Annotated in this window: 6 protein-coding genes; 2 read left to right on the top strand and 4 right to left on the bottom strand. The window is 64.0% G+C overall.

What is annotated here, in order from left to right; genetic code table 11:
• Nucleotides 1–38: 38 nt before the first annotated feature.
• Entirely contained in the window at nt 39–914 is an 876-nt protein-coding gene (locus CI15_RS13125; RefSeq protein WP_062128574.1) for a tyrosine-protein phosphatase, read from the bottom strand.
• Nucleotides 915–1357: 443 nt separating this feature from the next.
• On the opposite strand from CI15_RS13125, the gene CI15_RS13120 reads away from it, so the two are divergent.
• Both CI15_RS13120 and CI15_RS13115 read left to right on the top strand, forming a co-directional pair.
• Entirely contained in the window at nt 1358–2617 is a 1260-nt protein-coding gene (locus tag CI15_RS13120; protein WP_062128390.1) for an MFS transporter, read from the top strand.
• A 28-nt stretch (nt 2618–2645) separates the two neighbouring features.
• A complete protein-coding gene (locus CI15_RS13115; protein WP_062128388.1) occupies nt 2646–3911 on the top strand; it encodes a D-amino acid dehydrogenase in 1266 nt (421 codons plus the stop codon).
• Nucleotides 3912–4107: 196 nt separating this feature from the next.
• Here the strand turns inward: CI15_RS13115 and CI15_RS13110 are convergent, their stop codons facing one another.
• The 3 genes from CI15_RS13110 to CI15_RS13100 all read right to left on the bottom strand — a co-directional run bounded on the left by CI15_RS13110 (nt 4108) and on the right by CI15_RS13100 (nt 11445).
• Nucleotides 4108–5577, bottom strand: a complete 1470-nt coding sequence (locus tag CI15_RS13110; RefSeq protein WP_062128386.1) for a glutamate synthase subunit beta — start codon at nt 5575–5577, stop codon at nt 4108–4110.
• Between the two features lie 104 nt (nt 5578–5681).
• Nucleotides 5682–10385 (bottom strand): glutamate synthase-related protein, encoded by a 4704-nt coding sequence (locus CI15_RS13105; RefSeq protein WP_062128384.1) that lies wholly within the window; start codon nt 10383–10385, stop codon nt 5682–5684.
• Nucleotides 10386–10737: 352 nt separating this feature from the next.
• On the bottom strand, nt 10738–11445 hold the full coding sequence (locus CI15_RS13100) for a transposase (RefSeq protein ID WP_062128382.1): 708 nt from the start codon (nt 11443–11445) through the stop codon (nt 10738–10740).
• Nucleotides 11446–11464 lie beyond the last annotated feature (19 nt).

The following is an 11464-nucleotide window of genomic DNA, read 5'->3' as shown; positions in this document are numbered from 1 at the left end:
CGGACTTTTTTTTGCGCCGTCGGAAAGTTAGAAGCGCGTCAATGCACGAGCCGATTGTGCAGCGCCTCGATGGTCGCCGTGGCAAGACCGAGGCCTTGCGTCAGATAGCTCGTCATCGTGCCGTAGCTCGCTTGCACCTGGTCGAAGCCCGCTTGCAGATAATTCTCGTCGACGTCGAGCAAAGGCGCTCTCGCCGTCGCGATGGCCGCGCCTTGCTGCGCGCGCAGCGTGCTGGTTTGCGCGGCGATCGATGACCCGAGATAGACGTTGCTCAGCACATAGTCCTGCAGGATCACATCGAGCGGCACATTCGCGATGCTGAGCAATAGCGCCGCGACCCAGCCGGTGCGATCCTTGCCCGCATTCGAATGGAACAGCTGCGCGCCCGTGCCATTGGCGAGCGCACCGAGCAGCGCGCCAAAAGCGGCTCGCTGCGGGGCACCCGTCACATACGCGCGCGCCTGCGCCTGCATGAACGCGACGGCGTCGGCGGCGGTTTCGACCGGGGGCGCGATGAAGTCGTTGGTGCCGAGCACGTTCAGCGTGGACGAAGTCGCGCCCATCGGCAGCACGTCGGCGGTGCGCGTGATTTCGGCGGGCGTGCGCAGGTCGTAGACCGACACGATGCCGAGCTTGTCGAGCGTCGCCGCGTCCGTGCCGCTCAGCGTCAGCACGTTCGCGCGATAGAACACGCCGCGCCGCATCTGCTTGCCGTCGACAGTCAGATAGCCGGCACCCGCGCCGCCGACATCGCGGAAATTGGTAACCGACACGAGGCGCGGCGTCTCCGGCTGATCCACTTCGAGACTGCCGCCGCACGCTGACAGCAGCGTGCTGCCGAAACCCGCGGCCAGCATCGCCCCCGCCGAGCCCTTGAGAAAGCGCCGCCGCCCCGCCGACGGTTCGCCCAGCATGTCCCGCTTCACGGGCACGGTCGTGCTCGCAGCGGCGCGGAAAGGCGAACGGTATTTCGCAATAACGGACATCGGGGGCGGCAGGTGTCTAGGAAGAATGGGTGGGGCAGCCGGGCTGCAGACGCAGTTTAACGGTGACCAATAAGTTTTGCGTTACATCGTAGGGGTTAGTAAGAAAAAAAGAGGGACGGTTGCCCTCCGATCCATGCCGCGCGCATCGGGCCGCGACGGCGCGCGAGCACGCGAGCACGCGAGCCACGTGATTCGTCGCTCCGCACGCATGTGCCACTGATTTCCTTACGTTTGCGTTGCCTTAGCGTCTGTTACCGCATCGATGCCATTTTTGGCCCCAACTGGCGGCACGACGCGGCATCCTCGTAGAATACGGACACCCTACCATCCAGCCCCCGCAGGCAAAAGAAACCTGGAGACCACAACAAAACATGTCTTCTCTCCAATGGTTCACCGAGCTGACCCCGCGCGAGCGTCGCACACTTTACGCCGGATTCGGCGGCTACGCGGTCGACGCATTCGACTTCATGATCTACTCGTTCCTGATTCCGACGCTGATCGCGACATGGGGCATGAGCAAAAGCGAAGCGGGCATGATCGCCACCAGCTCGCTGATTTCGTCGGCGATCGGCGGCTGGCTCGCGGGCATTCTCGCCGATCGCCACGGCCGCATCCGTGTGCTGCAATGGACGATCGCCACCTTTGCGATCTTCACGTTCCTGTCGGGCTTCACGCAGTCGTTCTGGCAGTTGCTTACCACACGCACGCTGCAGGGCATCGGCTTCGGCGGCGAATGGTCGGTCGTGACGATCATGATGGCGGAGACGATCCGCTCGCCGCAGCATCGCGCGAAAGCGGTCGGCACCGTGCAGAGCAGCTGGTCGTTCGGCTGGGCGACCGCGGCGATCGTCTATTGGGCGGCGTTCGCGCTGCTGCCGGAACAGTACGCGTGGCGTGCGTGCTTCTGGGTGGGCCTGCTGCCCGCCGCGTGGATCATCTATATCCGCCGCAACGTCAGCGACCCCGAGATCTTTCTCGCGACGCGTCGCGCGCGCGAAAGCGGCTTCAACACCGCGCACTTCATGCAGATCTTCTCGGCCGCGCATCTGAAGACGACACTGCTCGGCAGCGCGCTGTGCACCGGCATGCTCGGCGGCTACTATGCGATCACGACGTGGCTGCCCACCTATCTGAAAACCGTGCGCCATCTGTCGGTGTTCAACACGAGCGGCTATCTGATCGTGCTGATCGTCGGTTCGTTCGCCGGCTATATCGTCGGCGCGATTCTGTGCGACAGGATCGGCCGGCGCGCGTCGTTCGTGCTGTTCGCGGTCGGCTCGTTCGTGCTCGGCATGGTCTACACGATGCTGCCGATCACCGACACGATGATGCTCGCGCTCGGCTTCCCGCTCGGCATCGTCGTGCAGGGCATTTTCGCGGGCATCGGCGCGTATCTGTCGGAGCTGTATCCGAATGAGATCCGCGGCTCGGGGCAAGGCTTCTGCTACAACCTCGGGCGCGGGCTCGGCTCGTTCTTCCCGATACTCGTCGGCATCTTCGCGCAGACGATGACGCTCGTGAAAGCAATGGGCATCGTCGCGGGCTCAGGGTATCTGCTCGTGATCGTCGCCGCGTTGTGCCTGCCGGAAACGAAGGGCAAGGTCCTCGGCGCGAGCCGCGCCGCCGCATGAGATCGTCTGAAATCGCCGCTCCCCAATCATGAAAACGATCGTACTCGGTGGTGGCGTGATCGGCGTCGCCACCGCTTTTTATCTGTGCCAGCAAGGCTGCGATGTGACGGTGATCGAGCGCGAACCCGACGTCGCCTTGTCCACGAGTTTCGGCAACGCCGGCGTGATCGCGCCGGGCTACGTGACGCCGTGGGCCGCGCCCGGCATGCCGACGAAAATCCTCAAGTACCTGTTCAAGCCCGCCTCGCCGCTCATCTTCCGGCCCACGTTCGATCCGGCCCAATGGCGCTGGATCGCGCGCTGGCTGCGCGAGTGCGACCTCGAACGCTTTCGCGTGAACAAGCAGCGAATGCAGCGCATCGCGTACTACAGCCGCGCGTGCCTGCATGAATTCCGCGGCCGTCATCCGTTCGACTACGGCCGCAGCCAGGGCTATCTGCAACTGTTTCGCAGCGAGTACGACGTCGAGCTCGCCCAGCCGGCGCTCGCGGTGCTGCGCGATGCGGGCATCGCGCATCGGGAAGTCAGCGCCGCGCAGTGTGCGGAGATCGAGCCGGGGCTGCGCTGGGCGGCGCAGGCGCCGTTCTCCGGCCTCTACCTGCCCGACGACGAAGCCGGCGACTGCGCGCGCTTCACCCGCGAGTTGCGCGCGATCTGCGAGCGCACTGGCGTGAGCTTTCGCTTCGACACGCGCGTCACGTCGCTCGATGTCGCGGGCGCGACCGTGCGCGGGGTGCACATTCACAGCGAGCGCGACGGACAGACGCTGCCGGCCGACGCGGTGGTCGTCGCGCTCGGTGTCGATAGCGCGACGCTGCTCGCGCCGCTCGGCGTGAAGGTGCCGCTCTATCCGGTGAAGGGCTATTCGGCGACGCTGCCCGTGACCGACGAAGAAAAAGCGCCGCGTGCGGCGCTGATGGACGAATCGTTGAAGACGGCGATCACGCGCTTCGGCAACAACCTGCGCATCGCGGGCACGGCGGAGCTTGGCAACCGCCAGACGACGCTGCGCGAGCAGGCGCTGCAAACGCTGCTCACGGTGCTGCGCGACTGGTTTCCGCACGCGGCCAATCCGACTTCCGCGCACTTCTGGGTCGGCCGCCGGCCGATGACGCCCGATGGCGCCCCGCTGCTCGGCCCGTGCAACATCGATAACTTATGGCTGAACCTCGGACACGGCTCGACCGGCTGGGCCATGTCGATGGGCTCGGGGCGTGTGGTCGCGGATCTGATCACACAGCGCAAGCCGGAGATCGATCTCGATGGCCTGACGCTGGCGCGCTATCGCAAATGAGACGGTCATAACGTCCCGCGACCACCCAAAAGAAAACCGGGCTCCCCCATTCAGGCGAGCCCGGCTTCTATTTTCACTGCATCGCTTTAACGCTACAGACACCCTTCATGGGGTGCCTTGTCGTCTCCACGTCTTCCTGCAAATCGTTGCCGGCGTGCACGGCCTGCAAGAAACCTGGCACACCGGCTGAAGACGTTTAACGCGGCAGTTCCGAATGACCCATCAGGAACGCATCAACCGAACGCGCGCACTGACGGCCTTCGCGGATCGCCCACACGACCAGCGACTGGCCACGGCGCATGTCGCCCGCCGTGAACACCTTGTCCACCGACGTGTAGTACGCCTTGTCGCCCTCGGTCGCGGCGCGCACGTTGCCGCGCGCATCCTTGTCGACGCCGAACGCTTCGAGCACCGGCGACACCGGCTGCGTGAAGCCCATCGCGAGCAGCACGAGGTCGGCCTTCATTTCGAATTCGGAGTTCGGCACTTCGACCATCTTGCCGTCTTTCCATTCGACGCGCGCGGCGATCAGCTTCTCGACCTTGCCGTTCTTGCCTTCGAGGCGCTTGGTCGCGACCGCCCAATCGCGCTCGCAGCCTTCCTCATGCGAGGACGACGTGCGCAGCTTGATCGGCCAGTACGGCCACACCAGCGGCTTGTTCTCTTCTTCCGGCGGTTGCGGCAGCAGTTCGAACTGCGTGACGCTCTTCGCGCCATGACGGTTCGATGTGCCCACGCAGTCCGAACCGGTGTCGCCACCGCCGATCACGACGACGTGCTTGCCCTTCGCGATCAGCTGGTTCGGCACCTTGTCGCCGGCGTTGACCTTGTTCTGCTGCGGCAGGAATTCCATCGCGTAGTACACGCCTTCGAGCTCGCGGCCCGGCACCGGCAGATCGCGCGGCGTTTCCGAACCGCCGGCAATCACGACCGCGTCGAACTGCTCGTTCAGCTCGGCCGGCGTGATGGTTTCCTTCGCGGTGTTGCCGATGTGCGTCGGCAGCGAGTCCGGCTTGCCGATGAACACGTTGGTGCGGAACGTCACGCCTTCGGCTTCCATCTGACGCATGCGGCGGTCGATCTGCCACTTCTCCAGCTTGAAGTCGGGGATGCCATAACGCAGCAGGCCGCCGACACGGTCGTTCTTCTCGAACACCGTCACGTCATGACCGGCGCGCGCGAGTTGCTGCGCAGCCGCGAGACCCGCGGGGCCCGAGCCGACCACGGCGACCTTCTTGCCGGTCTTGTGCTTCGGCGTTTGCGGCGCGACCCAGCCTTCGGTCCAGGCTTTGTCGATGATCGCGTGCTCGATCGACTTGATGCCGACCGGGTCGTCGTTGATGCCGAGCGTGCATGCCGCTTCGCACGGCGCCGGGCAGATGCGGCCCGTGAACTCGGGGAAATTGTTCGTGGAGTGCAGCACTTCGATCGCGTTCTTCCAGTCCTGACGGAACACCAGGTCGTTGAAGTCCGGGATGATGTTGTTGACCGGGCAGCCGTTGTTGCAGAACGGAATGCCGCAATCCATGCAACGTGCGCCTTGAATCTTCGCTTCGTCGTCGGTCAGCGCCGCGACGAATTCCTTGTAGTGCTTCACACGCGTGAGCGGAGCCTCGTACGTCTCGTGGCGACGTTCGAACTCGAGAAAACCGGTTGCCTTGCCCATGTGGTTCTCTTCTCTATCTGTATCTAGGGGTAATCTGGACCCGCCGCGCGTCAATTGATCGGAACGCGGCGGGTACGTCTAAATGTGACTTCCGTGCCGGCAGCTCAGGCGGCGAGCACTTCGCTGTTCGCCTTCTTGGCGGCGAGTTCGCCGAGCGCGCGCTTGTATTCGGTCGGGAACACCTTCACGAATTGACGGCGTGCCGCGTCCCAGTTTTCGAGCAGCGCCTTCGCACGCGGCGAGCCCGTAAATTGGAAGTGACGCTCGATGAGGCCCTTGAGCAGCGCTTCGTCAGTCGTGCCGCGATGCCACACGCCCTTGTCGACCGTGCGTTCCTGTTCGGCCTGCTGCAGCACCGGGTCGAGCGCGACCATCGACTTGTTGCACTTGCCCGCGAACGTGCTGTCCGGATCGAACACGTACGCGACGCCGCCCGACATACCGGCCGCGAAGTTACGGCCCGTCTCGCCGAGCACGACCACCGTGCCGCCCGTCATGTATTCGCAACCGTGGTCGCCCGTGCCTTCGACAACCGCCGTCGCGCCCGAGTTACGCACGCAGAAGCGCTCGCCCGCCACGCCGCGGAAGAAGGCTTCGCCATCGATCGCGCCGTACATCACCGTGTTGCCGCAGATGATGTTCTCTTCCGACTTGCCGCGGAAATCGTTGGTCGGACGGATGATGATGCGGCCGCCCGACAGGCCCTTGCCGACGTAGTCGTTACCGTCGCCGACCAGATCCAGCGTGACGCCCTTCGCGAGGAACGCGCCGAAGCTCTGACCCGCGGTGCCTTTCAGCTGGATGTGGATCGCGTCGTCCGCGAGGCCATCGTGACCGAACTTCTTCGCGATCGTGCCCGACAGCATCGCGCCGACGGTACGGTTCACGTTGCGCACCGGCTGGATGAACGACACGTGCTCGCCCTTCTCGATCGCGGCCTTCGCCTTCTCGATCAGCACGTGGTCGAGCGCGCGGTCGAGACCGTGATCCTGGACGTCGACGTGCTTGCGCGCGACTTCGGCCGGAACCTGCGGTTGATAGAACACGCGCGAGAAGTCGAGACCCTTCGCCTTCCAGTGCTCGATGCCCTTCTTCGTGTCGAGCAGTTCCGCGCGGCCGATCAGGTCGTCGAACTTGCGGATACCGAGTTGCGCCATGATTTCGCGCGCTTCTTCCGCAACGAAGAAGAAGAAGTTCACGACGTGTTCCGGCTGGCCCTGGAACTTCGCGCGCAGCACCGGATCTTGCGTCGCAACGCCGACCGGGCACGTGTTCAGATGGCACTTGCGCATCATGATGCAGCCTTCGACGACGAGCGGCGCCGTCGCGAAGCCGAACTCGTCCGCGCCGAGCAGCGCGCCGATCACGACGTCGCGGCCGGTCTTCATCTGACCGTCGGCCTGCACGCGGATACGGCCGCGCAGCTGGTTCAGCACCAGGGTCTGCTGCGTTTCGGCGAGACCCAGTTCCCACGGCGTGCCCGCATGCTTGATCGACGACAGCGGCGACGCACCCGTGCCACCGTCATGACCGGCGATCACGACGTGATCGGCCTTCGCCTTCGCGACACCCGCGGCAACCGTGCCGACGCCCGACTCCGACACGAGCTTCACCGAGATGCTCGACGACGCGTTCACGTTCTTCAGGTCGTGAATCAGTTGTGCCAGATCTTCGATCGAGTAGATGTCGTGGTGCGGCGGCGGCGAGATCAGGCCGACACCCGGCACCGAGTAACGCAGCTTGCCGATGTAGTCCGACACCTTGTGGCCCGGCAGCTGACCGCCTTCACCCGGCTTCGCGCCCTGCGCCATCTTGATCTGGATCTGGTCGGCCGACGCGAGGTACTCCGCCGTCACGCCGAAGCGACCCGACGCGACCTGCTTGATGCGCGAGCGCAGCGAATCGCCTTCCTTGAGCGGAATATCGACGACCACTTCGTCGCCGATCACGGACTTCATCGTGTCGCCGTTCTTGATCGGAATGCCGCGCAGCTCGTTGCGATAACGGTTCGCGTCTTCGCCGCCTTCACCGGTGTTCGACTTGCCGCCGATGCGGTTCATCGCGACGGCGAGCGTGGAGTGCGCTTCGGTGCTGATCGAGCCCATCGACATCGCGCCGGTCGCGAAGCGCTTGACGATTTCCTTCGCCGATTCGACTTCGTCGAGCGGGATTGCCTTGGTCGGATCGAACTTGAACTCGAACAGGCCGCGGAAGGTCATATGGCGCTTCGTCTGATCGTTGATCAGATGCGCATATTCCTTGTACGTCTGGTACGAGTTACTGCGCGCCGAGTGCTGCAGCTTGGCGATCGCATCCGGCGTCCACATGTGTTCTTCGCCGCGCACGCGGTAGGCGTACTCACCGCCCGCGTCGAGCATGTTCGCGAGGACCGGGTTGTCGCCGAACGCTTCGCGGTGCAGACGGATCGCTTCTTCCGCGACGTCGAACAGACCGATGCCGCCGACCTTCGACGACGTGCCGTGGAAGTACTTCGCCACGAGATCCGAGGCGAGACCGACCGCTTCGAAAATCTGCGCGCCGGTGTACGACATGTAGGTCGAAATGCCCATCTTCGACATGACCTTCTGCAGGCCCTTGCCGACTGCCTTGGTGAAGTTGTAGACCGCCTTCTCAGCCGACAGGTCACCCTTCAGGCCGGCCGCGAGCTGGCTCAGCGTTTCCATCGCGAGGTACGGGTGCACGGCTTCCGCGCCATAGCCCGCGAGCAGCGCGAAGTGATGCGTTTCACGCGCCGAACCGGTTTCGACGACGAGACCCGTGCTGGTGCGCAGCCCTTGCTGCACGAGGTGCGTGTGGATCGCGGCGGTCGCGAGCAGCGCCGGAATCGCGACGTTGTCGCGGTCGGTCTTGCGGTCCGACACGATCAGCATGTTGTAGCCGGACTTGACCGCATCGACGGCTTCCGCGCACAGCGACGCGAGACGCGCTTCGATGCCTTCCTTGCCCCAGGCGACCGGATAGCAGATGTTCAGTTCGTACGAACTGAACTTGCCGCCCGTGTACTGATCGATCGCGCGGATCTTCGCGATGTCCTTGAAGTCGAGCACCGGCTGCGACACTTCGAGACGCATCGGCGGGTTGATGTTGTTCGTGTCGAGCAGGTTCGGCTTCGGGCCGATGAACGACACGAGCGACATCACCATGTTTTCACGGATCGGGTCGATCGGCGGGTTCGTGACCTGCGCGAACAGCTGCTTGAAGTAGTGGTAGAGCGTCTTGTTCTTGTTGGACATGACCGCGAGCGGCGAGTCGTTGCCCATCGAGCCGACGGCTTCCTCGCCCGCTTGCGCCATCGGCGCCATCAGGAATTTCAGGTCTTCCTGCGTGTAGCCGAACGCCTGCTGGCGATCCAGCAGCGCAGCGGCTTCGCGGCGTTCCGTCACGACGTCCTCGGCCTTCGGCTCGATCTCGTCGAGCTTGATGCGCACGGCGTCGATCCAGCTCTTGTACGGCTTGGCGTTCGCGAGGTTGTCCTTCAGTTCCTTGTCGTCGATGATGCGGCCGTGCTCCATGTCGATCAGGAACATCTTGCCCGGCTGCAGACGCCACTTCTTGACGATCTTCGACTCGGGGATCGGCAGCGTGCCGGCTTCCGACGCCATGATGACGAGGTCGTCGTCGGTGACGATGTAGCGCGCCGGGCGCAGACCGTTACGGTCGAGCGTCGCGCCGATCTGGCGGCCGTCGGTGAACGCGATCGCGGCGGGGCCGTCCCACGGCTCCATCATGGCAGCGTGGTATTCGTAGAACGCGCGGCGGTTTTCGTCCATCAACGTGTGCTGTTCCCAGGCTTCCGGGATCATCATCATCATGGCGTGGACGAGCGGGTAGCCGGCCATCACCAGCAGCTCGAGACAGTTGTCGAACGATGCCGTATCCGATTGGCCCGGATAGATCAGCGGCCACAGCTTCGGCAGATCGTCGCCGAGCACGTGCGAGGCGATCGCGCCGGTACGCGCGTTCAGCCAGTTGACGTTGCCCTTCACCGTGTTGATTTCGCCGTTGTGGGCGATCATGCGGTACGGGTGGGCGAGTTCCCACGCCGGGAACGTGTTGGTCGAGAAGCGCTGGTGCACGAGGGCGAGCGCCGAGATGGTGCGGTCGTCCTGCAGGTCGCGGTAGTACACGCCGACCTGGCCCGCGAGCAGCAGACCCTTGTAGACGACGGTGCGCGCCGACATCGACGGCACGAAATATTCCTTGCCGTGCTTGAGCTTGAGCGCCTGGATACGGTGGCTCGCGGTCTTGCGGATGATGTACAGCTTCCGCTCGAGCGCGTCGGTCACCATGATGTCCTTGCCGCGGCCGATGAAGATCTGGCGGATCAGCGGCTCGCTAGCCTTCACGGTCGGCGAGATCGGCATGGCGTGGTCGACCGGCACATCGCGCCAGCCGAGCACGACCTGACCTTCGGCCTTCACCGTACGCTCCAGCTCCTGTTCGCAGGCGATGCGCGATGCGTGCTCCTTCGGCAGGAAGATCATACCGACGCCGTATTCGCCAGCCGGCGGCAGCGTCACGCCTTGCCGCGCCATCTCTTCGCGATAGAAGCCGTCCGGAATCTGGATCAGGATGCCCGCGCCATCGCCCATCAGCGGATCGGCGCCGACGGCGCCCCGGTGGTCGAGGTTCTCGAGAATCTTCAGGCCCTGCTGGATGATTTCGTGACTCTTCTTGCCCTTGATATGAGCGACGAAGCCGACGCCGCAGGCGTCATGCTCGTTTTGCGGGTCGTACAGACCTTGGGCGGCGGGAACCGGGTGAATCGGTTGCTGGTGGTCGTTCATGGGGACACCGTCTGTGAGGAGGCCGGACAGGCCGTTAAACCATTCTTTTTTTGCCGCAGTGCGCTTCGCAACCGCGACGGCGCTCGTATCGCAGCAGAACTGCGCGTGTCGAAAAGCGTCGGAAATCGGAATATACGCGACGAATCAATGGAATAGCAAATAAATCATGGTGATCAGCCCCCAATTATCAAATTGGTGCATCGCGGCTAATTTTTATTGGTGCCACATCAAAATGGGGCAAAAGAAAACGGCATACGAAATGCCGTCTTCATGCAGCCCCTTGATGCAAAACGCTTTATTCGGATTTAAAGCGGCTCTATCGGCGTCGCCATGGTCTCGCCACAGCGACTCCTCACTGCGTATGCGGCGTCTCGCGCACCTTGCGAGGCCGGCCACGCGGCAGCGGTGACACGCGCCGGTTCGCGGCGCGCGCCGCCCATTCGCGGTAGGTGTCGCTGCCGAGCACCCAGCCCTTCAATGTGGCTTGCTGGAGCTGACTCGCCTCGCGCTCGTCGAGCGGCTGCTCGCACAGGTCGCGATACGCGCGCTGTCGCTCGAACGGCGTATTGCCGAGCGACCAGTAGAGGGGGTGATCCGTAATCAGGCTGTCGAGCGTCAGGCCGATGTGATGACGATAGCTCGACCAGCGATAGTCCTCGGCCGCGTTGACCACCTGGGCGCGCACCGGACACATTTCGACGACCCGGCTCGCGAGCAGGAAGTAACGCTCGCCTTCGATCACCGTGGCCCGATAACGACCTTCCCACAGGGTGCCGCGACGCGCATAGCGCCGGTTGAAGTGCGCGACGTAGCGCCGCCCGACCGCCTGCATCGCCTTAGGCAGGCTCGACTCCTCGGTGGGGGTGACGAGCAGTTGCACGGCGCCCGGCATCAAGGCGTAAGCGTGGATAGAGAGGTGATGGTCCCGCGAAGCCGCCTTCAGACAGTCGATGAAAAGCTCGTAGTCCTGGTCGTCGACGAAGGCGGGTTGCTGGTCGAGCCCGCGGAGGATGACGTGTTGCGGCTGGTCGGGGACATAAAGACGTGCAAGCCGTGCCATGCTGAAGTGTCCAATAGTC

Origin of the sequence: Paraburkholderia monticola (genome assembly GCF_001580545.1) — a bacterium.
GTDB classification, from domain to species: Bacteria; Pseudomonadota; Gammaproteobacteria; order Burkholderiales; family Burkholderiaceae; genus Paraburkholderia; species Paraburkholderia monticola.
The sequence above is the reverse complement of the archived record's forward strand: the minus strand, read 5'-3'. Positions and strand labels throughout refer to the sequence as shown.

Bases quoted from the DNA above. Each gene is read 5' to 3' on its own strand.
- CI15_RS13105 (WP_062128384.1), bottom strand. From the start codon at position 10,385: ATGAACGACCACCAGCAACCGATTCACCCGGTTCCCGCCGCCCAAGGT.
- CI15_RS13110 (WP_062128386.1), bottom strand. From the start codon at position 5,577: ATGGGCAAGGCAACCGGTTTTCTCGAGTTCGAACGTCGCCACGAGACG.
- CI15_RS13120 (WP_062128390.1), top strand. From the start codon at position 1,358: ATGTCTTCTCTCCAATGGTTCACCGAGCTGACCCCGCGCGAGCGTCGC.
- CI15_RS13115 (WP_062128388.1), top strand. From the start codon at position 2,646: ATGAAAACGATCGTACTCGGTGGTGGCGTGATCGGCGTCGCCACCGCT.
- CI15_RS13125 (WP_062128574.1), bottom strand. From the start codon at position 914: ATGCTGGGCGAACCGTCGGCGGGGCGGCGGCGCTTTCTCAAGGGCTCG.
- CI15_RS13100 (WP_062128382.1), bottom strand. From the start codon at position 11,445: ATGGCACGGCTTGCACGTCTTTATGTCCCCGACCAGCCGCAACACGTC.